This window comes from Streptomyces sp. NBC_00454 (assembly GCF_041434015.1).
Classification (GTDB): Bacteria; Actinomycetota; Actinomycetes; order Streptomycetales; family Streptomycetaceae; genus Streptomyces.
Genome location: NZ_CP107907.1, coordinates 4,023,869 through 4,049,082, shown reverse-complemented (window position 1 = coordinate 4,049,082; position 25,214 = coordinate 4,023,869). Strand labels below are relative to the sequence as shown.

Sequence of the window (25,214 nt, the reverse complement as noted above, 5' to 3'; positions counted from 1 at the left end):
AGGCCGGTCAGCAGGAACGCCTGCGACCCGTCTCGGCGGTGTCGCGGGCGGCCTCGGCCAGCTCGGCGAACCCGCCGGCGAGCGAGGCGATGACCTCCGGGCGCAGGCGGTAGTACGTGAACCGGCCGCACGGCTCCGTGTCCACGATCCCGGCCTCCCGCAGCACCTTGAGGTGATTGGAGAGGTTGGTCTGCCGCGCCCCCGTCTCGGCCACGAGATGGGTGGTGCACAGCGTCTCGTGGGCGAGCAGGTTCACGATCTGGAGCCTGAGCGGGTCCGAGAGCACGCGGATCAGATCAGTGTCGACTGACGTCATCATGGGCTGATACTTTCACATCGGCGGAGACTGATACCAGAGCCGCCAGAGCCCCACTGACGCCACTCCTCCCCCTGCCGCGAGAAGAGACCCGCCGTGCCCGACAAGCCGTCCGTCCTGTTCGTCTGCGTCCACAACGCCGGCCGCTCGCAGATGGCCGCCGCCTGGCTGACCCACCTCGCCGGGGACCGCGTCGAGGTCCGCTCCGCCGGCTCCGCCCCGGCCGGCTCGGTGAACCCGGCCGCGGTGGAGGCCATGCGCGAGGTCGGCATCGACATGTCCGCCGAGACCCCCAAGCTCCTCACCACCGAGGCCGTGCAGGCGTCCGACGTGTGCATCACCATGGGCTGCGGCGACAGCTGCCCCGTCTTCCCCGGCAAGCGCTACCTCGACTGGAAGCTCGAGGACCCGGCCGGCCAGGGCGTGGAGTCCGTCCGGCCGATCCGCGACGAGATCAAGAAGCTCGTCGAGGGGCTGATCGCGGAGATCGCGCCCGCCCCGGCGCCCTGAAGCCCTGAAGCCCTGAAGCCCTGAAGCCCTGAAGCCCCGAAACGCTAGGGCTTGATGTTCTGGTTGAGGTGGAAGAGGTTCCCCGCGTCGTACTTCCGCTTGACGTCGACGAGGCGGTCGTAGTTGCCCTTGTAGTTGGCCCTGATCCGGTCCTGGTCGTCGTCGGCCATGAAGTTGACGTACCCGCCCTCCTCCGAGTGCGGGGCGGTGGCCTCGTAGTAGTTGCGCACCCACGCCGTGTTGGCCTCGTTGTCGGCGGGGTCCGGCCACATGCCGGCGATGACGGTGGCGAACGAGGCGTCGCGGTAGGCGAAGGCCGTCGCCTCCGGCGCGACGCGGTGGCAGGCCCCGTTGATGGGGTAGATGTGGCACGTCGAGTTCACGGCCGGCAGCCGTGGCCCGTGCTCCAGGTGCGCCGCGATCGCGGCGTCGCTGAGATCGGTGACGAAGTTGGCCTTCCAGTAGTGCTGGAGGCCGGGCGGTACGAGCGCGTCGAAGGCGCTGTTGAGCGCGGGATACGGCATGGGCCCGACGTGCTCGGCGACCACCGGCGCGAAATCGTGGAAGGCCTGGAGGGCGCGCTCCCCCTCGTCCAGCGGACCCGCCCAGCACGACACGATCAGGGCGAAGGGGTCGCCGTGCCGGTCCTCCGGGATGAACGGGAGCGGCGGGGCCAGCTGGAAGGCCGGGAAGGCGCCGAGTTCCTCCGGTGCGTCGGCGATGTACTCGGCGAAGGAGCGCAGCACGGTGGCGGCGTCGTCCAGCTCGAAGAGCATCGGCCCGCCGTAGATGTCCTTGACGGGGCTGAGCCGGAACTCGAAGGAGGTCACCGCGCCGAAGTTCCCGCCGCCGCCGCGCAGGGCCCAGAAGAGATCGTCGTTCTCCTCCTCGCTCGCGACGAGGAGACGGCCGTCGGCGGTCACCACGTCGGCCGAGATCAGGTTGTCGCAGCTCAGCCCCAGTCCGCGGGAGAGGTAGCCGATGCCGCCGCCGAGGGTGAGCCCGCCGACGCCCGTGGTCGAGATGATCCCTCCGGTCGTCGCCAGGCCGAAGGCGTACGTGGCCGCGTTGAAGTCACCCCAGGTCGCGCCGCCTTCGGCACGCGCCGTCCGCCGCCCGGGATCGACGCGCACGCCGCGCATCGCGGACAGATCGGCCACGACCCCGGCGTCGCAGGTGCCGAAGCCGGGCACGCTGTGCCCGCCGCCGCGTACCGCCAGGTCGAGCCCGTTCTCCCGCGCGAAGTCGACCGCGGCCATGACGTCGCCCGCGTTGGCGCAGCGGACGACGGCGGCCGGCCGCCTGTCGATCATGGCGTTGTAGACCTTGCGGGCCTCGTCGTAGGCATCGTCGTCAGGGGTGACGACCACCCCGCGGACACGTTCACGCAACTGCTCGATCGAGAGCTTGCCCATAGCGATCGCTCCTCGCGCCACTACTGCGCCACGCGCCCTGCTACTGAGCCCGGTCCCTTTTCACGCTACGCCGATGGTGCGGGTCCTCAACCCGAGAACGCCGAGAACGCCGAGAACCCGGGGGCCCCCGCGGTGGTCACCCCGTGGACGAGGTCGCCCTGGGTGCGGCTCTGGCGGAAGACCAGGCCGCCTCCGATGAATCCGACGCCGGTGATGACTCCGGCGAGGGCGTTGGGCGCGCTGTCCTGGGCGAGGACGGCCACCAGGGCGGCGCCGACTCCGATCATCGAGAAGGTCCCGGTTGCCGGCGGCGGCCCCCCTCAGGGTGCGCTCGAAGCCGAGGAGGTAGGTGAGGGCGAAGGCCACCGCGAGGTGGACGAGCGTGAGGAGGGTGGAGGGGTCCGGCTGGCCGTGGTCCACCGTCACTGGTCGCTCTTCTCGGGGGTCAGGCGGCTGTGGAGCTCCGTGGTCATGGCGTGGATGGCCCGGGTCAGCTCGGTGTTGGTCTTCAGCTCGAGTTCGGATTCGATGAAGTCGTGGTCGGCCTTGGCCTGTTGGAACGCGGCGGCCCGGTTCTGGCCGATCATGACGAACGTCGACAGGAAGATGGCCTCGAGCGATACGACGAGGGTCAGCGTCGGCCACGGGGACTTCTCGACGAAGAGCATCCACACGGCGAACCAGACCGCGTGGAGGTAGACGAACATCATCGAACCCGCGAACTGCGTGATGCCGTCCGCGAGTCGCAGTTGGAGGTCGGAAGCGCGGCGCAGCTGGTGCGCTTCCACGACCGGGTGGTGCCGCTTGGCTCCCCTGGGACTGCTCATCGGGACTCCCTGCTGTTCAGTCGGTGTCCGGTGGCGTGGGCCCGACGAGTCGGCGGAGGTAGTCGGGCAGGGCCACGCCGGGGGTGATGTCGGCGGCCGGGACCGGAGCCCCGTAGGCCCGGGTCAGGGGGATCCGCCCCGACCAGTGGGGCAGACCGTCGTCCCGGGGCTCGTCGTTGGGGCCGCCGGTACGGGTCTTCGCGGAGACCTCGTTCAGGTCGAGGCGGAGCACCGCGACGTCGGCGAGCTCCTGCGCGCTGGGCGGGCGGGTGTCGGCGGACCGGCCGGGTACGACGTGCTCGACGATCGCCCGCAGCGCGCGGCCCGTCTCCTGCGGGTCGGTGACCCGGTGCGCGACGCCGTGGGCCACGACGGAGCGGTAGTTGACGGAGTGCCGGAAGGCGGAGCGGCCCAGGATCAGCCCGTCCAGGTGGGTGACGGTGACGCACACGTCGAGCCCGGCCGCGACGGCCTCCGCTCCGTCGCCCTCCTCCCCGGTCTCCGCCCCGTCGCCCCCGGCCAGGCGCACGGGCCGGGAGTCGACCGACCCGTGCAGGTAGAGGTGTTCGCCGATCCGGGCGTAGAGGGTGGGCAGGACCACGGGCCGGCCCTCGCGGACGAAGCCGAGGTGGCAGACGAAGGCCTCGTCGAGGATCGAGTGCACCAGGTTCCGGTCGTACGAGGCCCACTGCCGCATCCGGCCGGGCACCGTCCGCCCGGTGGGCGCGTACGACCCCGTGGGGGCGGCGGGCGGACTGTCCGGGGCGTTGCTCATACGGCCTCCACGCGAGGGGATACGACGGTTCGGGCCAGTAGAGCGCGCGGCGGACCGGTGGACCCGCTCGGCACGCGGGAGGGATTTATGCCGATTAGGGCGTTATCCTCCCGTGTGAGCTGGATCAGGACGTTGAAGGAATCGGCCCTCTCCGGTCTGCGTGTCGAGCGCGGCAGGCTCGAACCCCTGGTCACCCTGCGCGCCACGGCCGGCCTCGCGGCGGCGGGGTGCGTGGCGCTGGGGCTGTTCGGCGGTGCCGCCGCCGCGAGCGCCGCCTACGGGGCCCTGCTGGGCGGGATCGCGACCTTCCAGCGCAGCTGGCGGCCCGACCCGGTGCTCCCGGTGGTCTCCGCCCTGACCCTCGGGGTCACGACCTTCCTGAGCTACCTCACCGGCGGACACCTCCCCCTGTTCCTCGCCCTGCTCGCGGTGTGGGCGCTCCTCGGCGGAATGGCCTGGTCCCTGGGGTCGAACCCGGGCACCATCGGCACGACCAACGCCGGCGGCGCGGCGGTCAGCCGTGCTGGCCGGGCTTGTAGTCGCCGGCCGGCTGCTGGGTCATGACGTTCGCGCGGTTGAAGGCGTTGATGATGGCGATCTGGGTCACCAGCTCGGCGAGCTGGTCGTCGTCGTAGTACTTGGCGGCGTTCGCCCAGACCGCGTCCGGGACGCCGCCGGCCGCGTCGGCGATGCGGGTGCCCTCTTCGGCCAGCTCCAGGGCGGCGCGCTCGGCGTCGGTGAACACCGTGGCGTCCCGCCAGGCCACGACCAGGTGGAGGCGTACGTCGCTCTCCCCGGCGGCCGCGGCCTCCTTGGTGTGCATGTCGATACAGCCCGAGCAACCGTTGATCTGGCTGGCGCGGAGCATCACCAGTTCCCGGGTCGAGGCCGGCACGGAAGAGCCGGCGAGCGCCTGGGTCGCCGCGACGATGTGCTTCATGGCCTTGAGAGCGACCGGGCTGGCCATGAAGTTCAGACGAGCGTTCATCGGGTACTCCTCGGTTGTCTTTCGCTGTTGCCCTCTAAGACAAGGCACCCCGGCGGGCTGTGACAGGGGCGGCTGTGACGTGCGTCTCCCTGCTCGGATACCCTGCTGGGCGTTCTGTGGATCTTGGATCGGGCCGGGGGGAACTGGACCGACCGGGCTCCGCCGTCAGCGAGTTGGGGGAGGTTCCGTGTCGGGATCGGCGAGCATGGTGGAAGAGGCCGCGTACCGGCCGCTGATGTTCTCCATCGCCTACGGGATGACCGGATCGGTGGGCGACGCCGAGGACATCGTGCAGGACGCCTTCCTCGGCCTGACCCGGGCGCACCAGGCCGGTACCGAGATCGCCAGGCCCAAGGCGTACCTGACCACCGCGGTGACGCGGCTGGGCATCAACCACCTGACCTCGGCGCGGGTGCGGCGCGAGACCTACGTGGGGAACTGGCTGCCCGAGCCGGTCGTCGTGATCAACGAGCAGCCCGGTCCGGTCGAGCACGCCGAGCTGGCCGACTCGCTGTCCATGGCGTTCCTCGTCCTGCTGGAGGCCCTCTCCCCCATGGAGCGGGCCGTGTTCATGCTGCGCGAGGTGTTCGGGTACGACTACGCGGACGTGGCGCGCACCACGGGCAAGTCCGAGGCGAACTGCCGCCAGATCTTCGCCCGCGCCAGGAAGCACATCGCCGAGGCGGGCCCGGACCCGGACAAGGCCCCCGCACCGGCCCCGACCCAGCGGGCGGAGGGCGAGGAGCTGGCCCGGAAGTTCTTCGAGGCTGCCGGGGGCGGCGACCTGGACGCGCTGCTCGGCATGCTGGCGCCCGACGTGGTGTTCCAGGGCGACGGCGGCGGCAAGGCGCGGGCGGCCAGGAATCCGGTGGTCGACCCGCAGACCGTGGGACAGCTGCTCATCGGCGGGATCCGCCGGATCCGCACCTTCGGCGCGGATTTCCGGCCGGCCTGGATCAACGGCCGTCCGGGGGCCGTCTGGTACGACGCCGAGGGCCGCGTGATCAACGTGCTCGAACTCGACATCGCCGACGGCGTGATCCGCAACATCCACGCCGTGTCCAACCCCGACAAGCTCGGCCACCTCGGCCCGGTGTCCGACTGGGCGCTGCTGAAGCAGCGGTGACGAACCCTCAGGATCCGGGGGTGGAGGGCCCGCTGTGGAGCCGCCCCGCCTACGCCCCGGTGCTGGCGGCCGCCGCCGCGGCGTCCCTCGCCGGCTCGTTCGCCCGGGCGCCCGCCGTGTGGTCCATGGCGGGCCTGGCACTGCTGCTGCCGCTGCTGGGGCTGGTGACGCGGTGGTCGCCGGCCCGGTCCGGGTACTTCGCGGGTTCGCTGGGGGTCGCGGCGGTGGCGCTGTGGCCGGCCCCGCTGGTGTGGGACGAGGGGGGTTCGTGGCTGGAGGCCTGCGGGGCGGCCGCCTTCTGGACCCTGCCCGCCCTGGGGGCGGTCGCCGTCGGGGCCCACTTGCGCCGCCAGGCGTCCCGGACCCGGCGGGCCGTACGGGACGCGCGGCGCGACCAGCAGCTGGAACTGGCCCGGGACCTCCACGACTTCGTCGCGCACGACGTCAGCGCCATCGTGGTGCAGGCGCAGGCGGCCCGGTTCGTCGCCGGCACCGATCCGGGTCAGGCCGTACGCGCCCTGGAGCGCATCGAGGCGGCGGGGCTGAGCGCACTGGCCTCGATGGACCGCACGGTGCACGCCCTCCGGGAAGCCGGCGGCTCTCCCGCAACCCCCGCCCCCGGACTCACCGAACTGGCGGACCTCGTGGGCCGGTTCGAGGGCGGGGTCCTGGAGGCCGAGGACGCGGCGTCGGCCGGCCTGTCCCGGGAGGCGGACACCGCCGCGTACCGGGTGGCGGTGGAGGCACTGACGAACGTACGGCGCCACGCGCCCGGTGCGCACACCGTACGGGTGACCCTGCGCCGGATCCCCGCCGGAATCGAGCTCGCCGTGACCAACTCGGCGCCCCCGCGCGGCCCGTGGCTCCACGCGGCCCGGCGGCGGCGCACGGGCGGCGGCACGGGGCTGGCGGGGCTGCGGGAGCGGGTGGAGGCCGCCGGGGGCACGCTGGGGGCGGGCCCGGCCGAGGCTGCCGGCTGGCGGGTTTCGGCGGTCTTCCCTGCGGTCTCCCCTGCGGTCTTCCCTGCGGACGGGACCACCCAGGGGTGATCATGGTCCGGTGACCACGAGCATCCTGATAGCCGACGATCAGGAGGACGTCCGCAGCGGGTTCCGGATGATCCTCGACTCTCAGCCGGACATGACGGTGGTGGGCGAGGCCGCCGACGGCGAGAGCGCGGTGTCGCTGGCCCGCGAGCTGCGCCCGGACCTCGTGCTCACCGACATCCGCATGCCCCGCCTGGACGGGCTGGAGGTGACCCGGCTGCTGTCCCCGCTGACCCGGGTCGTGGTGGTGACCACCTTCGACCTGGACGAGTACGTGCACACGGCGCTGCGGGCCGGCGCCTGCGGTTTCCTGCTCAAGCGCTCCGGCCCCGCGCTGCTGATCGAAGGGGTCCGGGCGGCGATGGCCGGGGACACCCTGATCAGCCCCCAGATCACGGTGCGGCTGCTGAGCCGCCTGTCGGGCCCCGGGGCGGAGGCCCCCGCGAAGGCGTCGGCGAAGGCCCCCACGACCGCCTCGCGGGTCCTGACGGGGAGGGAGGTCGAGATCGTGCGGCTGGTGGCGCGGGGGCACACGAACGCGGAGATCGGCGCGGAGCTGTTCATCAGCGCGGGGACCGCGAAGACCCACATCGCGAACGTGCAGGCCAAACTCGGGGCCCGCAACCGGGTGGGCATCGCGGCCTGGGCCTGGGAACACGGCGTGGTGGGCCCGGAGTAGGGCCTCGGAACGGGGAGTTACGCGTCCACGGCGCCCCGGCGCCCCGCGGCCGGGTCGAGGGAGTCGACGTCCTCCATGAAGGACAGCATCCGGGCGTTGACCACGTCGGGGTGGTCGATCTGCGGTCCGTGCCCGGTCGCCGCGACGATCTCGGCGCGGGCTCCGGGAACGAGGCGCGGAACGCGTTCCAGCTGCCGCTTGGGGTGTACGAGCAGGCTGTGCTTGCCCATGATGACGTAGAGCGGGGTCCGGATGGATCGCAGCGCATCCTCGGCCAGCGGCAGCGGTGCGGGGCGGCGGATCCGGTACGCGCGGGCGCCGAGCTGGATCCACTCGCGCATCTCGGGGATGGCGAGGACCGGTTGGTCCAGCCAGGCGGCGAGGCGCGGGCGCAAGGCCTTGGGGGCGAAGGTGGCGAACAGGCTGATGAAGATCCAGACGAAGAAGCGCAGTCCCACCTTCTCCAGGCCGCCGGGGTCGAGGGCGGTGACCGAGGCGAGCCGCTCCGGGCGCCGGTGGGCCTGGTTGAGCACGAGCCAGCCGCCGTAGGAGGAGCCGACGAGGTGGACCCGGTCCAGGCCGAGCGCGTCGAGGGCCTCGTCCATCCACTGCGCGGCGCGCTCGGGCTGCCACATGGGCTCGCGGTGGATGCTGCGGCCCGCGTCGCCGGGGGTGTCGAGGGCGTAGACCGGGCGGTCGAGGCTGAGTGCGGAGGTGTTGGGGAACCACATGGCGGAGGAGTAGGCCGCGCCGTGGATCAGGACGATCGGCGTACGGGACTCGGCTGCGGGGTCCGTGGGCCCGTAGCGGTAGACGTGCGTGGTGCCGAAGCTGGTCTCGACGTCCCTCTCGGAGCGGATGGGCGCACCCATCGCGTAGAGCACGTCGGCGGCGGCGAAGTAGCGGTCGCGCAGGGAGTCGTTGACGTAGCGGCCGACGTCGCGGCGTACGCGGTTCGTGTTCTCGGGCACGGCAGGCACCTCCGGGAGGATCCGTTCTTCGTGATACGACCGTACCATGATGTTGATACAGCGGTACCATGAAGACGTCCCACGAAGAGAACACGAAGACATACGCCCCCACCCACGGCCGGAGACCCCACGGATGCCCAAGCGCGTGGACCACGAAGAACGGCGCACACAGATCGCCGAAGCGCTCATCCGGGTCGCCGGACGGCGCGGACTGCACGCGGTCGGCATGCGCGACGTGGCGGCCGAGGCGGGAGTCTCCCTGCGCCTCGTCCAGTACTACTTCCAGACCAAGGAGAAGCTGCTCTTCTACGGGCTCCAGCACCTGACCGAGCGCTTCACGGCCCGAGTGGGGGCCCGGCTCGCCGCCGTCGGCCCGGCCCCGGGCCCGCGCACGACGATCGAAGCACTGCTGCTGGCCTCCCTGCCGACCGACGAGGAGAGCCGCACCTTCCACCTGCTCTACAGCTCGTACTCGATCCTGTCCGTGACGGACGAGGCCCTCGCCGCCCAGCCCTTCATCGACAACCCCGACGCCGCGGAGAACGCCCTGACCGGCCTGATCGAAGGCGCCCAGTCCGCCGGCCTGGCCGATCCCGGCGCCGACGCGCGCACGGAGGCGATCAGCCTGCTCGCCATGGCCGGGACCATGGGCACCAGCATCCTGGTGGGCCAGCGCGGACCGGAGTCGGCCGTCGCCGTGCTCCGCCACCACCTGGACCGGATCTTCCGACTCCCCGCGGCGCCGCGGCCGGAGACGGCCTAAGCCGTCGTCCCGTACAGCGCACGCTCCAGCGCGTCAAAGGCCTCGTTCACGCGCGAGCGGTGGTCGTCCGCCACGTCGGCGGCGCGATCGCCCGCGAGCAGGCGGCCGGCCGTGGCCACGTAGACGGCCCGGTACGCGGCGACGGTCAGGGCCGCCGCGAAGCGTGGGTCGGGGCGATCGCCCGCGGGGTCGGAGGCGTACATCGCGTCGCCCAGGGCCAGTTCCACCTCCTCGACGCCTTCGCGCGCCCGTGCGCGCAGGGCGGGCGAGTCCAGCACGATGCGCCAGAAGTGCGGGTAGCCGTCACTCACCGCCGCCAACGGGTGCCCCTGGTCCAGGAGTCCGAGCAGCAGGGCGCGCAGCGCGGCCAGCGGGGACTCGTCGGCGGCGCGGTCCCGCACCGCCGCGGTGACGAGTTCGACGACCTCGGGGATCCGGTCCAGATAGAGGTCTTCCTTGCGGGGGAAGTGGTTGAAGACCGTCATCGTGGAGACCTGCGCGGCCTTGGCGATCTCGGCCACGGTCACCTGGTCGAAGCCGCGCGCCACGAAGAGCATCGTCGCCTCGTCGGAGATCCGCTGCCGCGTCTCGCGCTTCTTGCGCTCGCGCAGGGTGGGCGCCGGTTCGGCCGTGCCCTCTCCGGAGCCCGGCCCCGGGTTTTCCTCGATCATCATGGATAACACTATAGCGACTCTAAGATTTTAGTGACTATAGTAAGCGCCATGCATCCCATGGACTCGGACTTTGACGTGGTGGTGGCCGGAGGCGGCCCCGTCGGACTCATGCTGGCCTGCGAGCTCCGGCTCGGCGGCGCAAGCGTGGTGGTCGTCGAGCGGCGCACCGAAGTGGATCGGACGATCAAGGCGGGGTCGGTCAACACCGCGACCGCCGAAGCCTTCTACCGGCGCGGCATGCTGCCCGAACTGGCCGAAGTGCAGCAGAGGTCCATCGAGCGCTCCCAGGCCTTCGTACGCGAACTCCAGGCCGCCCAGCCGAACGCCCAACCCCCGCGCCCGGCCTCGAAGTTCATTGGACACTTCGGCGGGATCATGCTGAACCCCGAGCTACTGGACGCGGCCGACCCCGACTTCGCGAACGCCGGTCCCGCCGGAGGGGTCAGCCTGGTCCCGCAGCAGGAGATCGAGCGGCTGCTCACCGAGCGGGCCCGGAAGCTGGGCGTCGAACTGCGGACCGGCACGGAGCTGACCGGGTTCGACGAGGACCCGGACGGGGGCGGGATCGAGGTCCGGACAGCGCCGGTGGACCGGGCGGACGACGCCCCTGACCAGTGCATACGCGCACGCTGGCTGGTGGGCTGCGACGGCGGCCGCAGTACGGTCCGCAAGCTCGCCGGCTTCGCCTTCCCCGGCACGGACCCCCAGATCACCGGCCGCCAGGCCCTCGTCGAGATGACCGGCTCCGAAGCCCTGCGGCCCGGCTGGAACCACACGGACACCGGGACCTACGTACACGGGCCGATGCCCGGCCGCATCCTCACCGTCGAGTTCGACGGGCCGCCCGCCGACCGCGAAGCCCCGGTCACCGCGGCGGAGTTGCAAGGCGGGCTGCGCCACGTCTCCGGGGCGCAGGTCACGATCACCGGGGTCCGCACCGCCACCCGCTTCACCGACAACGCACGCCAGGCGGCCGACTACCGCGCGGGCCGGGTCCTCCTGGCGGGCGACGCCGCACACGTCCACTCGCCCTTCGGCGGCCAGGGGCTGAACCTCGGAATCGGGGACGCGATGAACCTCGGCTGGAAGCTCGCCGCGGTCGTACGCGGCCGGGCACCCGAAGCCCTCCTGGACTCGTACACCGCCGAACGGCATCCGGCCGGGGCACGGGTGCTCGAATGGAGGACCCGGGCGCAGATCGCGCTGATGCGCCCGGAACCGCAGGCCCGCGCCCTGCGCGGGGTCGTCGAGGAACTGACCGGGTCCGTCGCCGGCACCACGTACTTCGCCAAGCAGCTCGCCGGAGTCGCGCAGCGCTACGACCTCGGCCTCCCCGGAGCCCACCCGCTGACCGGCCGCAGCGCCCCGGACCTCGAACTCGCCGACGGCACCCGCCTGGCCGACCTGCTCCACGAAGGCCGGGGCCTGCTGCTCGATCTCGCCGACGGTACGGGGCTGCGTGCGGAAGCCGAGGGGCACGACGGGCACCTGCGCGTGATCACCGCCTCCTGCCCCGCCCGACCGGAACTGGCCGCGCTGCTGGTCCGCCCGGACGGCATCGTCGCCTGGGCCGCCGACACGACGGACACCGGCGACGGCCTCGCGGACGCCCTGTCCCGGTGGTTCGGCTGATCCTCAGCCATCCGTGCAGGTGGTGTCCCGGCTCGGGCGCCGGCCCGTCGTCAGGTACGTGGTCACTGTGCGGTCGGAGCAGGCGTTGCCGTTGCCGAGGTAGACGCCGTGGCCGCCGTGGTCGACCGTGAGCAGGCGGGCGCGGGAGCCGAGGGCGGTGCGCATCTCCAGGGCCCCGGAGTACGGGGTGGCCGGGTCGCGGAGGTTCTGGACCATCAGGATGTTCGACGGGCCCTCGTCGGTGATGCGGGCGGGGCGTTCGGCCGGGGCGTCCTTCCAGAAGGCGCAGGGGGTGATGTTCGCGGGCATCCCGCCCGTCAGGGGGTGCGCCGCCCGGTCCGCGGCCACCGCACGCTCGTAGCCGGAGACCTCCTTCGGCCAGGCCACGTCATTGCAGATGACCCCGACCATCAGCGCCGCGTCCTGGTCGGGCAGGGCCTGGGCGAGCTCCCTGGGCAGGGCCGGCACGGCGGCCGGATCGCGGGCCTCGCCGATCAGGCGGGCGACCGCGGGGAACAGCGCGTCACCGTAGAGGGAGTTCTGCAGGGCCTGGCGCAGCATGTTGCCCGTCAGGGGCACGCCGGGCACGTTCGAGGGCTTGGGCTCGCGGTCCAGCTGCGCCGCGAGGGAGAGGAACAACGGGCGTACGTCTTCCGGGTGTTCGGCGAGCCGCAGCCCCTCGGCCCGGCGCGCCGGGTCCGCGGCCCAGGCCGCGAAGTCGGGGAACCGGTCGTCGGCGCCCTGGGCCATGTTGGCGAGCCAGCCGCGTGCGACCCGCGTCGGATCCGGGTCTGCGGTGCTGTCCAGCACGAGGCGGTCGGTGCGCTGCGGGAACTTCTGCGCGTAGGCGGCGCCCACGTAGCTCCCGTAGGAGACGCCCCACGCCGACAGCTTCCGCTCGCCGAGGGCCTCGCGGAGCCGGTCGATGTCGCGCACCTGGTTGGCGGTGGTGAAACTGCGCAGCTCCGCGCCGCCGTTCGCGGCGCAGGCCTCGGCCACCCGGCGGGAGCGCTCGACGTTCTCGCCGATCCCGCCGTCCGGGCCGGCCCAGGAGCGCAGGGTCACCAGGCGCCGGTCCGCTTCGTCCAGTCCGCACTGTGCCCTGACGCTGCCGCCGACCCCGCGGGGATCGAGCGCGACGAGGTCGTAGGCCCCGGCCATCTCCCGGGCCAGCGCGGCCCCCTTCTGCGACAGCCGCTGGACGCCGGAGCCGCCCGGCCCGCCGGGGATCACCATGAGCGTGCCGCGGCGGGCGGCCGGCCGGTCGCTGGGCAGCCGGGACACGGCGAGGTCCACGTGGGGGCCCTGCGGGTCGGCGTAGTCGAGGGGAACGGACAGCTTCGCGCACTGCTGGCCGGGCAGGTGGCCCTCGTGGGTGCACTCCGCCCAGGCGAGGGGGGCGGCGGCCGGACCCGCGGACGGTGTCGCTGCCGTGGCCGTGGCGGTCGTGGCGCCCGCCAGGGTCGCGGCGGCGGTGGTGGCGCAGAGGGCGATGAGTGCGGCCTTGCGGCGGTAACTGGTCATGGCACGAGCATGGTTGAGCGCTCGCGCCCCTCCCATCCGGCAGCCGGGAAGGCCGCCCGGGGGGCTAACCCCCGGCCCCGGTCCCGGTGTTGACCCTGCCCCCGCTCACGACACCACGAACGCCACCGCCGCCGCACCCATGAGCGCAGCGGCGGTGTGGATGGCCGGGTGGCCGTAGTCACCCGACCAGAGATGGCGGGCCAGCCCGCCGACGGCGGCCAGGGCGGCGATGATGCCGGCCTGGGCGAACAGGGTGACCGAGGTGAAGGGGGCCAGGGGCAGCAGCAGCGAATTCAGCCAGAACGGGGCTGCCCCCGTCCAGCCGCGCCACTCCCGGAGTTCCCTGAGTCCGTGCAGGTCCCGGAACTCCCGGATCACCGTCGTCATCGTGCCGCCACCGGCCCCTTCGATCAACCTCGCGAGACGTCAACTCGCAGGCTGTACAGCCTCCTTGGGTGCGACGGCCGGGACAAGGGCCCGTTCGGCAAGAAATCCGAAAGCCAGGCCGAAAGTGGTCCACATCGCGATCTGGATGCCCAGCGTGGAGAGCCGGAACTGCCAGATGAGCGCAGCCGGGAAGTCCGCCGGGACCTCGTTGATGCCGGGCAGCGTCGCGTACGCGATGCCGATGGCCACCGCGAAGGCGAGCCCCGCGACGATCGAGGCGTTCCAGTTGCCCATGCGCGGCGCGAGGCGCCGGCCCAGGATCAGCGCGACCGAGGCCAGCAGCACGCTGAGCGCGATCATCAGGACGAACAGGGTGGTCCGCCGGACCACGGTGTCGGGGTCCCCGACGGCCGGCGGGTTGGCGGGGTACTTGAGGAACGGCACCAGGTTGACGGTGACGAACAGGCCGCCCGCGACCAGCGCCGCCGTGGACCGGGGTCCGAAGCGGCCGATGCGGCCCAGCGCGTAGCAGAAGACGAGCGCGGCGATGCCGCCGAGCGCGACCCCGTAGAGCAGGGTTCCGGTGCCGAGGCCGGCCGTGGCCTGGAGGGCACGGCTGACCGGGGCGGACTCGTCGCCGTGGTCGTGTGCGCCGGCTTCCTCGATGGCGATCGCCGCGTCCACCTTGGATTCACCGAGGAGGTACGCGACGAGGAACGCCGCGACTCCGGCCAGCAGGCCGGCGAGCATGCCCCTGATCAGGAGCACGCGGGGAGAGATGTTGTTCATGAGCGTGCTTGCCCCTCGCTGGTCAGTGGCAGGGGAAGCCGAGCAGGTGGCGGCCGTCGTGCATCCACTCGTGGATGGTGTCGCCCTGGAACACCGCGGTGGCGCCCTGTTCGGCGCCGACGAGGTAGAGCAGGACCAGCATGAGGACGCCGACGAACAGGGCCCAGGGGGCCAGGGCGGAGACGGAGATGGGGGCGATGCCGACGGGTGCGGCAGTCGTGGGCACGGCGGAGTGGGCCATGGCAGGAACCTCCAAGGGAACACGCGTCCCGGTCATTGGTGCTCGCGACGACGGTGGCGGGTCTGACTTTCCTCCCCCTCCGGGAGGATTCACAGTGGCGCGACCGTGCCGGATTCTCACCGGTGCTTCCGTCATACCGTCGTCTTGTCGTCAGTGACCGTACCGCGCTTACGCTCGCCTTATGAAGAGTGCAGTGGTTCGAGTCCAGCTCGTGAGACCTCCGATGAGCGAAGCCGAGCGGCTGCACCGCTTCCCCTACGGGGATCCGTGCCCCGGGTACGAGGGGCTGCGTGGGCAGGATCACGGCGCCTGGGCCGGGCGGACGATGGACGAGGTGGCCGCCGGTGAACCGGACGCGCTGCGGCGGTGGATGACCGACGCCTCGTACGCGCCCCCGGGCGGCGGGGAGTCGGTGGACGCGCTGATCGCGCGGGTCGGCGCGGCGCTGGCCGGGCTGGCGCCGGGGACGCACCGGCCGGTGGCCGGGCAGGGCGTCGTACGGGCGGCCGTCGTGTGGGCGCTGGAGCTGCCCGCGGCGGCCTTCTGGCGCCTGGACGTCAGGCCGGACTCCGTGACCACCCTGACGGGCCGCTCCGGGCGCTGGAACCTGCTCGTGGGCCGGCCGGAGGAGTAGGAGGGGCCCCCGGCCCCGAACGCCGGTTCGGCCCGGCCCCCTTGGCGGGGCCGGGCCGAACCGGTCGGAACGAGTGGGGCGTTACGCCACGATCCAGTCGCTGGTCGCGATGACCGGCTGCACGCCGTCGCGGTGGATGGTGCCCTCGATCAGACCGTACGGGCGGTCCGCCGCGAAGTAGACCTCGTTGTCGTTCTTGAGGCCGAAGGGCTCCAGGTCGACGAGGAAGTGGTGCTTGTTGGGGAGGTTGAGGCGGACCTCGTTGACCTTGGGGCAGTTGTCGAGCACGCGCTCGGCCATCTGGTTCAGGGTCTGCTGGAGCGAGTACGAGTAGGTCTCCGCGAACGCCTCGAGCATGTTCTTGCGGACCTTCTTGTACGACTGGTCCCAGTCGAACTCCGGGTCGTCGGCGGCCAGCGCCGAGTGCGCCCAGCGCGCGGTGACCTTGGTCGCCAGGATGCGGTCGTACGCTTCCTTCAGGGTCGTGTACTTGTCCTTGATGTAGCCGTGGAACTCGGAGTTGGTCGAGTTCATCACGGTCAGGTCCTTCAGACCCGAGATGACCTGGAGACCGGTCGTCTCGCTGTACGTGACCTGCGTGGTGCGCACCTCGCTGCCCTTGAGGGAGAAGGAGTGCTGCTCCTTGCGCGACGGGACCGGGATCCGCTCCCAGGCGAACTCCTCGATGCGGATCTGCGCCTCGCGGATCGGCTCCTGGGAGGAGACGAAGTGCTTGGCGAGCAGGATGCCGAAGGCCTCCGGGGAGTCGACGCCGTGCTCCTTGCCGAAGGCGTACACCGTGTTCTTGGTGGTGTCGGTCGGCAGGCAGTTGGCGTTGTCGCCGGTCAGGTGGACATCGCGGAACTCACCGCGGAGGGCGACCGAGACGTTCAGGTCGCGGATCTCGTGCCAGGAACCGTCGTTGCCCTTGCGGGTGACCTTGACGATGCGGTTCTCGGCCTTGCCGTACTGGTTCTGGGCGAGGACGTGCTTGCTCATGCGCTGTCTTCCTTCGGTACTCGGGAACACGGAGTCCGGTCATCTGGATCCCGTACGCCCGGCGTCCGGCGGACGCGCAGCCCGCCCCCCGCCGTTCGGTCACGTACTTCAGAGAAGACTCAGGAAGACGTGGACCGCCCCGGGACTGACGTGCATCCCGGTCCGTAGGTGCCTGTTGATTCCAGCACGTTCACATCCCGTTCGTAAGGGAGCGAATCCTCCGAGAACAGGCACCCACGGCTTGGGCAACCGTACGATCTGCGCAGGTCAGACCGTGTGTGCGTCGGCGACCGTGAGGGCTTCGTCGATGATCCGCAGCCCCTTCGCCACGTCCTCGGCCGACACGTTGCACGGCGGCGCGACGTGCATGCGGTTCCCCGCGAGCAGGGGCCACAGGCCGGCCTTCTTCAGGGCCGCCCCGAACTCCGCCATCGGCGCGTTGTCGGCGCCCGAGGCGTTGTACGGGACCAGGGGCTCGCGCGTCTCCTTGTTCCGTACGAGCTCCAGGGCCCAGAAGGTGCCCATGCCCCGGACCTCCCCGACGGACGGGTGCCTCTCGGCGATCGCGGCGAGCCCCGGGCCCAGCAGCTCCGCGCCGGTGCGGGCGGACTGCTCGACGATGCCCTCCTCCTCCATGACGTTCACGGTGGCCACGGCCGCGGCGCAGGCCAGCACGTGCCCGGAGTACGTCAGCCCGCCCGGGTAGGGGCGGCGGGCGAAGGTCTCGGCGATGGCGGCCGAGATGGCCACGCCGCCGAGGGGGACGTAGCCGCTGGTGATGCCCTTGGCGAAGCAGATCAGGTCGGGGGTGACGTCCCAGTGCTCGGAGGCGAACCACTTACCGGTCCGGCCGAAGCCGACCATGATCTCGTCGAGGATGAAGACGATGCCGAAGCGGTCACAGAGCTCGCGCACGCCCGCCAGGTAGCCGTCGGGGTGCACGAGCACGCCGGGGGCGCCGCCGACGGTCTCCAGGATGATCCCGGCGATGGACTGCGGGCCCTCGAAGACGATGGTGTCCTCGAGGTGGCGCAGGGCGCGCGCGCACTCCTCGGCCGCGTCGGCGGCGTAGAAGGGCGAGCGGTAGGTGAAGGGTCCCCAGAAGTGCACGACCCCGGCGGTCGCGGTGTCGTTGCCGAAGCGGCGCGCGTCGCCCGTGAGGTTGATCGCGGTGGAGGTGGCCCCGTGGTACGAGCGGTACGCGGAGAGGATCTTGGGGCGGCCGGTGTGCAGCCGGGCCATGCGGACGGCGTTCTCGACGGCCTCGGCACCCGCGTTGGTGAAGAAGATCTTGTCGAGGTCGCCGGGGGTGCGCTCTGCGATCAGCCGGGCCGCCTCGGAACGCACGTCCACCGCGAACCCGGGCGCGACGGTGCAGAGCTTCGCCGCCTGCTCGGCGATCGCGGCGGCGACCTTCGGGTGCTGGTAGCCGATGTTCGTGTAGACGAGCGCACTGGAGAAGTCGAGGTAGCGGTTGCCGTCGTAGTCCCAGAAGTACGAGCCCTCGGCGCCGGCGACGGCGAGCGGGTCGATGAGCTCCTGGGCCGACCACGAGTGGAAGACGTGCTTGCGGTCGGCATCTTTCACTGCGGCCTTGGCGGCGGCGGCGAGGGCGTCGGCTTCTGCGTTCATGGATCGAGCGTAGTTGTCCGGCATGTGGATACCTCTCCGTGTACGGATCTGCGTGCGGGGGCCGAGGTCAACGGGGCGGCGGGCGGGTCGGCGGCCGGTCGGACGAGGCGTCGGCCGTCCGGTCAGACGACGTGCCGGCCGCCGTCGACCGTGAGGACGTCGCCGGTTGTGTAGGCCGCGTCGACCAGGTAGAGCGCGGCCTCGGCCACGTCCTGCGGAGTGCCCACACGGCGCAGCGGGGTGTTCTCCGTGATCCACTCGCGCGAGCTCTCCCAGACCTCGTCCGCGCCCTCGTACCAGGGGGTGTCGATGAGGCCGGGCGCGATCGCGTTCACCCGGACGGCCGGTCCGAGCTGGGAGGCCAGCAGCCGGGTCATGTGGTTGACCGCGGCCTTGCTGACCGCGTACGGGATGGAGCTGCCGAGCGCGCGGGTGGCGGAGACGGAGGAGATGTTGATGATCGAGGCGCCACCGGGCTCCGTGGATTCCCGCAGGTGGGGGGTGGCGGCGGTGATCATCTGCCAGGTGCCCACGACGTTGACCTCGAAGATCTCGCGCCAGGCCTCCGCATCGGCCGCGTCCAGATCGCCCAGGGGGATGAACCGGGTGACGCCCGCGTTGTTGACCAGGATGTCCAGGCGCCCGTACGCGTCGATCGCCGTCTGCACGATCCGCCGCGCGTCGGCGGCGTCGGCGACGTCTCCCCGTACGTAGACCGCGTCCGGCAGCTCGGCGGCGAGCGCCTTGCCGGCGTCCTCGCTGCGCGCCGAGTTCAGGACGACCCGGATGCCGGCCGCGGCCAGTCTGCGGGCGATCCCGGCGCCGATGCCGGAGGACGACCCGGTGATCAGGGCGACGCGGGTCTCGGCCGGGGCTGCGGGGGTCTGCTCGGGCATTGCGTTCCTCCTGGCGGGGGGCGGGGGGATTTCCGTGTGCGGGACGGCCGGAGCATAGCGCGGATCCCGTATGTCGGAAGTGAGTTTCCGCTATCCGGAATTCAATCCTTCGAAGCAGGCCCCCGCATCACCCGTTATCGGGCGGATCAGCACATACACACCTAACCTGAGCGAACGGCACGCATCCACGGTGTTAGGGACCCGTAAAAGCCGCACCTCCAGGCGTATGGGCCCCGTCAAGGGTGTCTGTGAGACCCCCCGACAGGCGTTCCACTCAGAGGTGTCCGACACGAGGTGTCCTAAAAAGCACCCCGCCCTCGAAATCCCCGGGAGCTCACGATGGCCGATCTGGCCTTCGTCGTCACCACGATCGCGGTCTTCGCACTGGTGGTACTCGTCGCCAAGGGGGTGGCCAAGCTGTGAACGCCGAAAACATCGTCGGTCTGCTGGTCGCCGTGGCGCTGCTGGGTTACCTCGTCATCGCCCTCGTGTTCCCTGAGAGGTTCTGAACCCCGATGAGTCCCGTTCTTGCCGGGGTGCTCCAGCTGCTCGCGCTCATCGCGGCACTGGCCCTCTCCTACCGCCCGCTGGGCGACTACATGGCCCGCGTCTACTCCTCGAAGAAGCACTGGGCCCCCGAGAAGTGGATCTACAAGGCCATCGGCGCCAACCCGTCGGCCGAAATGCGCTGGCCCGCGTACCTGCGCGGCGTCCTCGCCTTCTCGGCGGTGAGCGTCCTCTTCCTCTACCTCCTCCAGCGCGTCCAGGGCGGCCTGCCCGGCTCGCTGGGCTTCGCCTCCATCAAGCCGGACCAGGCCTTCAACACGGCCGTCTCCTTCGTGTCGAACACGAACTGGCAGTCGTACGCCGGCGAGCAGGCCATGGGCCCGCTCGTCCAGACCGGCGGCCTGGCCGTACAGAACTTCCTCTCCGCCGCGGTCGGCATGGCCGTGGCGGTGGCCCTCGTACGGGGCTTCGCGCGCTCCCGTACCGGCGAGCTCGGCAACTTCTGGTCGGACCTGGTCCGCGGCACCGTCCGCATCCTGCTGCCCCTGTCGGCGATCGGCGCGGTGGTGCTGGTGGCCTGCGGGGTCATCCAGAACTTCTCCGGGATCCACGAGGTCGGCCAGTTCCTGGGCGGGCAGCAGCAGTGGAACGGTGGCGCGGCCGCCTCACAGGACGCCATCAAGCAGCTGGGCACCAACGGCGGCGGCTACTTCAACGCCAACGCCGCCCACCCCTTCGAGAACCCGACCCCCTTCTCGAACCTCTTCCAGATCTTCCTGATGCTCCTCATCCCGTTCTCCCTGACCCGCACCTTCGGCCGCATGGTCGGCTCGGTCCGCCAGGGCTACGCGATCCTCGCCACGATGGTGACCATCTGGCTCGGCTTCACCGCCCTGATGATGTGGACGGAATTCAGCCACCACGGGCCGGCGCTCCAGGCGGCCGGCGGGGCGATGGAGGGCAAGGAGACCCGCTTCGGGATCGGCGCCTCCGCGATCTTCTCGGTCGCCACGACGCTGACCTCGACCGGCACGGTCAACTCCTTCCACTCCTCCTACACGGGGCTCGGCGGCGGAATCCAGCTGCTGGGCATGCAGCTCGGCGAGATCGCCCCCGGCGGCGTCGGCTCCGGGCTCTACGGGATGCTGATCATGGCGATCATCGCGGTGTTCATCGCCGGTCTGATGGTCGGCCGGACCCCCGAGTACCTGGGCAAGAAGATCGGCACCCGCGAGATCAAGTTCGCGGCCTGCTACATCCTGATCACCCCGACGCTGGTCCTCGGCTTCACGGCCCTCGCGATGGCCCTGCCCACCCCGGTCACCTCGATGTCCAACGGCGGCGCGCACGGCTTCTCCGAGGTCCTCTACGCCTACACCTCGGCCGGCAACAACAACGGCTCGGCCTTCGCCGGACTGAACGCCAACACCCAGTGGTTCAACACGACCACCGGACTGGCGATGCTCCTCGGCCGCTTCCTGCCGATGGTCTTCGTCCTCGCACTGGCCGGCTCGCTCTCCGAACAGCAGCCGGTCCCCGCCACCGCGGGCACCCTGCGCACCGAGAAGCCGCTGTTCACCTTCCTCCTCGTCGGCACGATCATCATCGTCACCGGCCTCACCTACTTCCCGGCGCTGGCGCTGGGCCCGCTCGCCGAAGGGCTCGCCTCATGAGCACCATCACCCCCACCCGCGCCCCGCACGGGGACCTGCCCAGCGGTCACAAGCCCGAGAAGGCCCGGATCGGCGGCGGGATCTTCGACCCGAAGCAGCTGCTGAAGTCCTTCCCGGACGCGGTGCGCAAGCTGGACCCCCGCGTGATGGTCAAGTCCCCGGTCATGTTCGTGGTGCTGATCGGTTCCGTACTGACCACCGCCCTGGCCATATCCGACCCGGGCAACCTCTTCGGCTGGGCGATCACCGGCTGGCTGTGGCTGACCACGATCTTCGCCAACCTGGCGGAGGCGGTGGCCGAGGGCCGCGGCAAGGCCCAGGCCGACACCCTGCGCAAGGCCAAGACCGACACCGTCGCGCGCCGCCTGAACGGCGCCGTCGAGGAAACCGTGCCCGGCACGGAGCTCCGTATCGGCGACCTCGTGGTCTGCGAGGCCGGGGACATCATCCCCGGCGACGGAGACGTGGTCGAAGGCGTCGCGTCCGTGGACGAATCCGCCATCACCGGTGAATCGGCTCCCGTCATCCGCGAGTCCGGCGGCGACCGCAGTGCCGTCACCGGCGGCACCAAGGTCCTCTCCGACCGCATCGTCATCAAGATCACGACGAAGCCCGGCGAAACCTTCATCGACCGGATGATCGCCCTGGTCGAGGGCGCGGCCCGTCAGAAGACGCCCAACGAGATCGCCCTCAACATCCTTCTCGCGTCCCTCACCATCGTCTTCCTGCTGGCCGTCGTCACCCTCCAGCCCTTCGCGATGTACGCGCACGCCGAGCAGTCGATGATCGTCCTGACCGCCCTGCTGGTCTGCCTGATCCCCACCACCATCGGCGCGTTGCTCTCCGCCATCGGCATCGCCGGCATGGACCGGCTCGTACAGCGCAACGTCCTGGCCATGTCCGGGCGGGCCGTGGAAGCCGCGGGCGACGTCTCCACCCTCCTCCTGGACAAGACGGGCACGATCACCCTCGGCAACCGCCAGGCCTCGGAGTTCGTGCCGGTCAAGGGCACGACGGAAGCCGAACTGGCCGACGCCGCCCAGCTGTCCTCCCTCGCCGACGAAACCCCCGAGGGCCGCTCCATCGTCGTCCTCGCGAAGGAGAAGTACGGCCTGCGCGAACGCCACCAGGGCGAACTGTCACACGCCACCTGGATCGAGTTCACCGCCCAGACCCGCATGTCGGGCGTGGACGTGGACGGCAAGCAGACCCGCAAGGGCGCGACCGGCTCGGTCATCACCTGGGTCAAGGAGCAGGGCGGCACGGTCGCCGAGGACGCCCAAGCACTCACCGACCGGATCTCCGAGGCCGGCGGCACCCCGCTCCTGGTCGCCGTCAAGGACGACAGCGGCGCCCGCGTCCTGGGTGTCATCCACCTCAAGGACGTGGTCAAGGAGGGCATGCGCGAACGCTTCGACGAACTGCGCCGCATGGGCATCAAAACCATCATGATCACCGGCGACAACCCACTCACCGCCAAAGCCATCGCGGAGGAAGCGGGCGTGGACGACTTCCTCGCCGAGGCCACCCCCGAGGACAAGATGGCCCTCATCAAGCGGGAACAGGCCGGCGGCAAGCTCGTCGCCATGACCGGCGACGGTACGAACGACGCGCCCGCCCTCGCCCAGGCGGACGTCGGCGTGGCCATGAACACCGGCACCTCGGCCGCCAAAGAAGCCGGGAACATGGTGGACCTGGACTCCAACCCCACCAAGCTCATCGAAATCGTGGAGATCGGCAAGCAGTTGCTGATCACCCGAGGCGCGCTGACCACCTTCTCCATCGCCAACGACGTCGCCAAGTACTTCGCGATCATCCCGGCCATGTTCGCCGTGGTCTACCCGGGCCTCGACAAGCTCAACATCATGGGCCTGTCCTCGCCCAACTCCGCGATCCTGTCGGCCGTCATCTTCAACGCACTGGTCATCATCGCCCTCGTACCGCTCGCCCTCAAGGGCGTCCAGTACCGGCCGACCAGCGCCGACAAAATGCTCCGCCGCAACCTCACCCTCTACGGACTCGGCGGCCTCATCGCCCCGTTCATCGGCATCAAGCTCATCGACATGATCGTCTCCCTCATCCCCGGAATCGGCTGACCCATGAACAACTCTGTCGGAAACACAGTGCGGTTGATCGGCGCCGGCCTGCGAGCCCTGCTCGTCCTGACCGTCCTCTGCGGGGTCATCTACCCGCTCGCCGTCACCGGCATCGCCCAAGCCGCCTTCCACACCAAGGCCAACGGCTCCGAGATCAAGGACGCCACCGGCAAGGTCGTCGGCTCCTCCCTCATCGGCCAGTCGTACGGGGACGACCTGCGCTGGTTCCAGGGCCGCCCGGCGGCGGGCCTGGGGAAGAACACCCTCAACACGCAGTACGAGCTGCTGGTCTCCGGAGCCACCAACAAGGCGGCGGACAGCCCGGAGCTCCTGAAGGCGGTGGAGGAGGCCAAGGCCAAGGCCCTGCTCGACAACACCGTCCCCGGCTACACCCCGCGCCTCTCCGACATCCCTGCGGACGCGGTCACCTCCTCCGGCTCCGGCCTGGACCCGAACATCTCCCCGGCCTACGCGGACCTCCAGATCCACCGCGTCGCACAGCGCAACGGCCTCCCGGTGGCGGCGGTCGAGAAGCTGGTCGAGGACCACACCGAGGGCCGCACGCTCGGCTTCATGGGAGAGCCCCGCGTCAACGTCCTGGAGCTGAACGTGGCGCTGAAGGCCATCGCCCAGAAGTAGCCAACTCCCGGTTCCGGCCGGGAGGACGGATGCTCTACTGACGCTCATGGGGAGCTCATACACGGACTGCGGACTGTCGCGGGTGCGAATTCTGGTCGGGCGGCGTCCGGGCGGACCGGTCATGACCCGGGTGCGCTGATCCGGCGGCCGGAGATGCCCGGACCGCCGGCCGGACCGCCGCCCGGACCGCCCCCGTCACCTCCCACCCGCCTCCCCGCGCTGCTGCGGGCCAATCCCGACTTCCGGCGGCTGCTCTGTGCCTCGGCGTTCAGCCTGACCGGGGACTGGTTCACCCTGGTCGCGCTGAGCGGGTTCGTGTACCGGCAGACCGGGTCGGCCGCGCTGACGGCGGTGCTGTTCGCCGTCAACTCCCTTCCCCGGGTGGCCCTGGTCCCGCTCATCGGTCCGCTGACCGACGGCTTCGACCGGCGGCGGCTGCGGATCGCCTGCGATCTCGGCGCGGTGGTGCCGGTCTTCGGGCTGCTGGCCGCCCTGCGGCTGGGGTCGGTGCCGCTCGCGTTCTGCTGTCTGGCCCTGCTGTCGGCGTTCGCCGCGGTGTCCAGCCCGCTCCCCGAGACCGTGCTGCCCAACCTGGTGGACGACCGGGACCTGCCGGCAGCCCAGGCCGCGCTCGGCGGCGTGTACTCCGGCGGACTGCTGGTCGGCGCCGGGCTCGGCGGACTGGTCGCCGCGGTGGGCGGCGCCTCCGTCACGCTGCTCGTGGACGCGCTCTCGTTCGCCGCCTCCGCCCTCCTCGTCGGCCGGATCCGCCGCCCCTTCGCGACGGCCGTCCCCGACCACCGGATGCGGGTTCGCGCCGATTCCGCGGAGCTGGGGCGGTTCGTACGGGCCACGCCGCCCGTGGTCGCGTACCTGTGGCTGACCGCCGGACTGCGGCTCTCCTACGGCATGGTCGGACTGCTGCCCGTCTACGCCCTGGCCCGCTTCCACGTCGGGGAGTCGGGGGTCGGCGCCCTGTACCTCGCCCAGGGCGTCGGAGCCGTCCTCGGCCCCTTCGTCGGCCGGCGGCTCGCCGGTGGTTCGCAGCACCGGCGGTTCTACGTGACCTCGGGCGGCCTGGCCGTCTTCGGCGCCGGATACCTGGCCCTGGCCCAGGCCGACCACCTGGCCCTGGGCATGGCCGCCGCCGCGGTGGGCCACGTAGGGGTCGGCGCGTGCGGGATCCTTTCCGTCAACGGCCTGCAAATGGCCAGCCCCGACCACATCCGGGGCCGGGTCATGGTCCTGGCCTTCGGTCTGGCCGCGGGCCTGCAGGGCGTCTCCGCCCTCGCCATCGGCCCGCTGGCCTCAGCCTTCGGCATGGCGGCCGCCACCCGCGCGTTCGCGGTCCTCGCCCTCGTCTGGGCCACGGTCTGGATGATGCGCCTGGAGCGCACGCTCCGGAGCCGGGCCTAGAGCGTTCCGCCTTCGGGCGCACGTACGGAATTCCTCCCCGGCTCTAGCCGAAAACCGCC

The 25,214-nt window shown here is 71.2% G+C and carries 28 protein-coding genes; 13 read left to right on the top strand and 15 right to left on the bottom strand.

All coding sequences use genetic code 11. The features are described 5' to 3' along the window. Window positions 1–7 precede the first annotated feature (7 nt). Entirely contained in the window at window positions 8–319 is a 312-nt protein-coding gene (locus tag OHU74_RS18855) for an ArsR/SmtB family transcription factor (RefSeq protein ID WP_371616987.1), read from the bottom strand. Between the two features lie 93 nt (window positions 320–412). Between OHU74_RS18855 and OHU74_RS18850 the strand changes: the two genes are divergently transcribed. Further along, window positions 413–826: an arsenate reductase ArsC gene (locus tag OHU74_RS18850; RefSeq protein WP_371616986.1), complete on the top strand. Its 414-nt coding sequence runs from the start codon at window positions 413–415 to the stop codon at window positions 824–826. A 44-nt stretch (window positions 827–870) separates the two neighbouring features. Here the strand turns inward: OHU74_RS18850 and OHU74_RS18845 are convergent, their stop codons facing one another. The 4 genes from OHU74_RS18845 to OHU74_RS18830 all read right to left on the bottom strand — a co-directional run bounded on the left by OHU74_RS18845 (window position 871) and on the right by OHU74_RS18830 (window position 3,843). Continuing rightward, on the bottom strand, window positions 871–2,241 hold the full coding sequence (locus OHU74_RS18845) for an FAD-binding oxidoreductase (protein ID WP_371616985.1): 1,371 nt from the start codon (window positions 2,239–2,241) through the stop codon (window positions 871–873). Window positions 2,242–2,327: 86 nt separating this feature from the next. Further along, window positions 2,328–2,528: a hypothetical protein gene (locus tag OHU74_RS18840; RefSeq protein WP_371616984.1), complete on the bottom strand. Its 201-nt coding sequence runs from the start codon at window positions 2,526–2,528 to the stop codon at window positions 2,328–2,330. Between the two features lie 135 nt (window positions 2,529–2,663). Continuing rightward, window positions 2,664–3,068: a DUF1003 domain-containing protein gene (locus OHU74_RS18835; RefSeq protein ID WP_371616983.1), complete on the bottom strand. Its 405-nt coding sequence runs from the start codon at window positions 3,066–3,068 to the stop codon at window positions 2,664–2,666. Window positions 3,069–3,084: 16 nt separating this feature from the next. Further along, the gene (locus OHU74_RS18830) at window positions 3,085–3,843 is read right to left on the bottom strand and encodes a pyridoxamine 5'-phosphate oxidase family protein (RefSeq protein WP_371616982.1); all 759 of its coding nucleotides are present in this window, start codon (window positions 3,841–3,843) and stop codon (window positions 3,085–3,087) included. 114 nt (window positions 3,844–3,957) lie between these two features. Here OHU74_RS18830 and OHU74_RS18825 point away from each other — a divergent pair, with 114 nt between their 5' ends. After that, entirely contained in the window at window positions 3,958–4,407 is a 450-nt protein-coding gene (locus tag OHU74_RS18825; protein ID WP_371616981.1) for a hypothetical protein, read from the top strand. Here OHU74_RS18825 and OHU74_RS18820 read toward each other — a convergent pair. After that, the gene (locus tag OHU74_RS18820) at window positions 4,358–4,831 is read right to left on the bottom strand and encodes a carboxymuconolactone decarboxylase family protein (protein ID WP_330297570.1); all 474 of its coding nucleotides are present in this window, start codon (window positions 4,829–4,831) and stop codon (window positions 4,358–4,360) included. The two genes, OHU74_RS18825 and OHU74_RS18820, sit on opposite strands and share 50 nt — an antisense overlap. A 205-nt stretch (window positions 4,832–5,036) precedes the next feature. Between OHU74_RS18820 and sigJ the strand changes: the two genes are divergently transcribed. The 3 genes from sigJ (at window position 5,037) to OHU74_RS18805 (ending at window position 7,682) form a co-directional block, all read left to right on the top strand. Beyond that, entirely contained in the window at window positions 5,037–5,957 is a 921-nt protein-coding gene (gene sigJ / locus OHU74_RS18815) for an RNA polymerase sigma factor SigJ (protein WP_371619730.1), read from the top strand. Next, window positions 5,954–7,006: a sensor histidine kinase gene (locus tag OHU74_RS18810; RefSeq protein ID WP_371616980.1), complete on the top strand. Its 1,053-nt coding sequence runs from the start codon at window positions 5,954–5,956 to the stop codon at window positions 7,004–7,006. The genes sigJ and OHU74_RS18810 overlap by 4 nt, the downstream gene beginning before the upstream one ends. A gap of 67 nt (window positions 7,007–7,073) precedes the next feature. Next, window positions 7,074–7,682 carry a response regulator gene (locus OHU74_RS18805; RefSeq protein WP_371619729.1) on the top strand — a complete coding sequence of 203 codons (609 nt, stop codon included), beginning with the start codon at window positions 7,074–7,076 and terminating at the stop codon, window positions 7,680–7,682. Between the two features lie 17 nt (window positions 7,683–7,699). On the opposite strand, the gene OHU74_RS18800 is transcribed toward OHU74_RS18805, so the two are convergent. After that, window positions 7,700–8,653 carry an alpha/beta fold hydrolase gene (locus OHU74_RS18800; protein ID WP_371616979.1) on the bottom strand — a complete coding sequence of 318 codons (954 nt, stop codon included), beginning with the start codon at window positions 8,651–8,653 and terminating at the stop codon, window positions 7,700–7,702. A 133-nt stretch (window positions 8,654–8,786) separates the two neighbouring features. Between OHU74_RS18800 and OHU74_RS18795 the strand changes: the two genes are divergently transcribed. Further along, window positions 8,787–9,416: a TetR/AcrR family transcriptional regulator gene (locus OHU74_RS18795; protein ID WP_371616978.1), complete on the top strand. Its 630-nt coding sequence runs from the start codon at window positions 8,787–8,789 to the stop codon at window positions 9,414–9,416. Here the strand turns inward: OHU74_RS18795 and OHU74_RS18790 are convergent. After that, a complete protein-coding gene (locus tag OHU74_RS18790) occupies window positions 9,413–10,090 on the bottom strand; it encodes a TetR/AcrR family transcriptional regulator (protein WP_371616977.1) in 678 nt (225 codons plus the stop codon). The two genes, OHU74_RS18795 and OHU74_RS18790, sit on opposite strands and share 4 nt — an antisense overlap. 48 nt (window positions 10,091–10,138) lie before the next feature. Here OHU74_RS18790 and OHU74_RS18785 point away from each other — a divergent pair, with 48 nt between their 5' ends. Continuing rightward, the gene (locus tag OHU74_RS18785; protein WP_371616976.1) at window positions 10,139–11,722 is read left to right on the top strand and encodes an FAD-dependent oxidoreductase; all 1,584 of its coding nucleotides are present in this window, start codon (window positions 10,139–10,141) and stop codon (window positions 11,720–11,722) included. A 3-nt stretch (window positions 11,723–11,725) separates the two neighbouring features. On the opposite strand, the gene OHU74_RS18780 is transcribed toward OHU74_RS18785, so the two are convergent. The 4 genes from OHU74_RS18780 to OHU74_RS18765 all read right to left on the bottom strand — a co-directional run bounded on the left by OHU74_RS18780 (window position 11,726) and on the right by OHU74_RS18765 (window position 14,663). Beyond that, a complete protein-coding gene (locus OHU74_RS18780; protein ID WP_371616975.1) occupies window positions 11,726–13,246 on the bottom strand; it encodes an alpha/beta hydrolase in 1,521 nt (506 codons plus the stop codon). A 105-nt stretch (window positions 13,247–13,351) separates the two neighbouring features. Beyond that, window positions 13,352–13,633: a hypothetical protein gene (locus tag OHU74_RS18775; RefSeq protein ID WP_371616974.1), complete on the bottom strand. Its 282-nt coding sequence runs from the start codon at window positions 13,631–13,633 to the stop codon at window positions 13,352–13,354. Window positions 13,634–13,672: 39 nt separating this feature from the next. Continuing rightward, window positions 13,673–14,422: a CbtA family protein gene (locus tag OHU74_RS18770; RefSeq protein WP_371616973.1), complete on the bottom strand. Its 750-nt coding sequence runs from the start codon at window positions 14,420–14,422 to the stop codon at window positions 13,673–13,675. A gap of 22 nt (window positions 14,423–14,444) precedes the next feature. After that, entirely contained in the window at window positions 14,445–14,663 is a 219-nt protein-coding gene (locus OHU74_RS18765; protein ID WP_330297562.1) for a CbtB-domain containing protein, read from the bottom strand. Window positions 14,664–14,886: 223 nt separating this feature from the next. Here OHU74_RS18765 and OHU74_RS18760 point away from each other — a divergent pair, with 223 nt between their 5' ends. Beyond that, window positions 14,887–15,297 (top strand): histidine phosphatase family protein, encoded by a 411-nt coding sequence (locus OHU74_RS18760; protein WP_371616972.1) that lies wholly within the window; start codon window positions 14,887–14,889, stop codon window positions 15,295–15,297. A gap of 81 nt (window positions 15,298–15,378) precedes the next feature. On the opposite strand, the gene pucL is transcribed toward OHU74_RS18760, so the two are convergent. The 3 genes from pucL to OHU74_RS18745 all read right to left on the bottom strand — a co-directional run bounded on the left by pucL (window position 15,379) and on the right by OHU74_RS18745 (window position 18,824). Further along, a complete protein-coding gene (gene pucL / locus OHU74_RS18755) occupies window positions 15,379–16,296 on the bottom strand; it encodes a factor-independent urate hydroxylase (protein WP_330297560.1) in 918 nt (305 codons plus the stop codon). 267 nt (window positions 16,297–16,563) lie between these two features. Then, window positions 16,564–17,928, bottom strand: a complete 1,365-nt coding sequence (locus tag OHU74_RS18750; RefSeq protein WP_371616971.1) for an aspartate aminotransferase family protein — start codon at window positions 17,926–17,928, stop codon at window positions 16,564–16,566. Window positions 17,929–18,050: 122 nt separating this feature from the next. Next, the gene (locus tag OHU74_RS18745) at window positions 18,051–18,824 is read right to left on the bottom strand and encodes an SDR family NAD(P)-dependent oxidoreductase (RefSeq protein ID WP_371616970.1); all 774 of its coding nucleotides are present in this window, start codon (window positions 18,822–18,824) and stop codon (window positions 18,051–18,053) included. Window positions 18,825–19,243: 419 nt separating this feature from the next. Between OHU74_RS18745 and kdpF the strand changes: the two genes are divergently transcribed. The 5 genes from kdpF (at window position 19,244) to OHU74_RS18720 (ending at window position 25,155) form a co-directional block, all read left to right on the top strand. Then, complete coding sequence (gene kdpF / locus OHU74_RS18740; protein WP_371616969.1) at window positions 19,244–19,333, top strand: K(+)-transporting ATPase subunit F; 90 nt, start codon at window positions 19,244–19,246, stop codon at window positions 19,331–19,333. 6 nt (window positions 19,334–19,339) lie between these two features. Next, a complete protein-coding gene (gene kdpA, locus OHU74_RS18735; RefSeq protein ID WP_371616968.1) occupies window positions 19,340–21,004 on the top strand; it encodes a potassium-transporting ATPase subunit KdpA in 1,665 nt (554 codons plus the stop codon). Then, the gene (kdpB, locus tag OHU74_RS18730) at window positions 21,001–23,100 is read left to right on the top strand and encodes a potassium-transporting ATPase subunit KdpB (protein WP_371616967.1); all 2,100 of its coding nucleotides are present in this window, start codon (window positions 21,001–21,003) and stop codon (window positions 23,098–23,100) included. The genes kdpA and kdpB overlap by 4 nt, the downstream gene beginning before the upstream one ends. A gap of 3 nt (window positions 23,101–23,103) precedes the next feature. Then, entirely contained in the window at window positions 23,104–23,739 is a 636-nt protein-coding gene (gene kdpC / locus OHU74_RS18725; RefSeq protein ID WP_371616966.1) for a potassium-transporting ATPase subunit KdpC, read from the top strand. Window positions 23,740–23,892: 153 nt separating this feature from the next. After that, entirely contained in the window at window positions 23,893–25,155 is a 1,263-nt protein-coding gene (locus OHU74_RS18720; protein ID WP_371616965.1) for an MFS transporter, read from the top strand. Window positions 25,156–25,214: the final 59 nt, after the last annotated feature.

Bases quoted from the DNA above. Each gene is read 5' to 3' on its own strand.
- OHU74_RS18855 (WP_371616987.1), bottom strand. From the start codon at position 319: ATGATGACGTCAGTCGACACTGATCTGATCCGCGTGCTCTCGGACCCG.
- OHU74_RS18845 (WP_371616985.1), bottom strand. From the start codon at position 2,241: ATGGGCAAGCTCTCGATCGAGCAGTTGCGTGAACGTGTCCGCGGGGTG.
- OHU74_RS18840 (WP_371616984.1), bottom strand. From the start codon at position 2,528: ATGATCGGAGTCGGCGCCGCCCTGGTGGCCGTCCTCGCCCAGGACAGC.
- OHU74_RS18835 (WP_371616983.1), bottom strand. From the start codon at position 3,068: ATGAGCAGTCCCAGGGGAGCCAAGCGGCACCACCCGGTCGTGGAAGCG.
- OHU74_RS18830 (WP_371616982.1), bottom strand. From the start codon at position 3,843: ATGAGCAACGCCCCGGACAGTCCGCCCGCCGCCCCCACGGGGTCGTAC.
- OHU74_RS18820 (WP_330297570.1), bottom strand. From the start codon at position 4,831: ATGAACGCTCGTCTGAACTTCATGGCCAGCCCGGTCGCTCTCAAGGCC.
- sigJ (WP_371619730.1), top strand. From the start codon at position 5,037: ATGGTGGAAGAGGCCGCGTACCGGCCGCTGATGTTCTCCATCGCCTAC.
- OHU74_RS18805 (WP_371619729.1), top strand. From the start codon at position 7,074: ATGATCCTCGACTCTCAGCCGGACATGACGGTGGTGGGCGAGGCCGCC.
- OHU74_RS18795 (WP_371616978.1), top strand. From the start codon at position 8,787: ATGCCCAAGCGCGTGGACCACGAAGAACGGCGCACACAGATCGCCGAA.
- OHU74_RS18790 (WP_371616977.1), bottom strand. From the start codon at position 10,090: ATGATGATCGAGGAAAACCCGGGGCCGGGCTCCGGAGAGGGCACGGCC.
- OHU74_RS18785 (WP_371616976.1), top strand. From the start codon at position 10,139: ATGCATCCCATGGACTCGGACTTTGACGTGGTGGTGGCCGGAGGCGGC.
- OHU74_RS18780 (WP_371616975.1), bottom strand. From the start codon at position 13,246: ATGACCAGTTACCGCCGCAAGGCCGCACTCATCGCCCTCTGCGCCACC.
- OHU74_RS18775 (WP_371616974.1), bottom strand. From the start codon at position 13,633: ATGACGACGGTGATCCGGGAGTTCCGGGACCTGCACGGACTCAGGGAA.
- OHU74_RS18770 (WP_371616973.1), bottom strand. From the start codon at position 14,422: ATGAACAACATCTCTCCCCGCGTGCTCCTGATCAGGGGCATGCTCGCC.
- OHU74_RS18765 (WP_330297562.1), bottom strand. From the start codon at position 14,663: ATGGCCCACTCCGCCGTGCCCACGACTGCCGCACCCGTCGGCATCGCC.
- OHU74_RS18760 (WP_371616972.1), top strand. From the start codon at position 14,887: ATGAGCGAAGCCGAGCGGCTGCACCGCTTCCCCTACGGGGATCCGTGC.
- pucL (WP_330297560.1), bottom strand. From the start codon at position 16,296: ATGAGCAAGCACGTCCTCGCCCAGAACCAGTACGGCAAGGCCGAGAAC.
- OHU74_RS18750 (WP_371616971.1), bottom strand. From the start codon at position 17,928: ATGAACGCAGAAGCCGACGCCCTCGCCGCCGCCGCCAAGGCCGCAGTG.
- OHU74_RS18745 (WP_371616970.1), bottom strand. From the start codon at position 18,824: ATGCCCGAGCAGACCCCCGCAGCCCCGGCCGAGACCCGCGTCGCCCTG.
- kdpA (WP_371616968.1), top strand. From the start codon at position 19,340: ATGAGTCCCGTTCTTGCCGGGGTGCTCCAGCTGCTCGCGCTCATCGCG.
- kdpB (WP_371616967.1), top strand. From the start codon at position 21,001: ATGAGCACCATCACCCCCACCCGCGCCCCGCACGGGGACCTGCCCAGC.
- kdpC (WP_371616966.1), top strand. From the start codon at position 23,104: ATGAACAACTCTGTCGGAAACACAGTGCGGTTGATCGGCGCCGGCCTG.
- OHU74_RS18720 (WP_371616965.1), top strand. From the start codon at position 23,893: ATGCCCGGACCGCCGGCCGGACCGCCGCCCGGACCGCCCCCGTCACCT.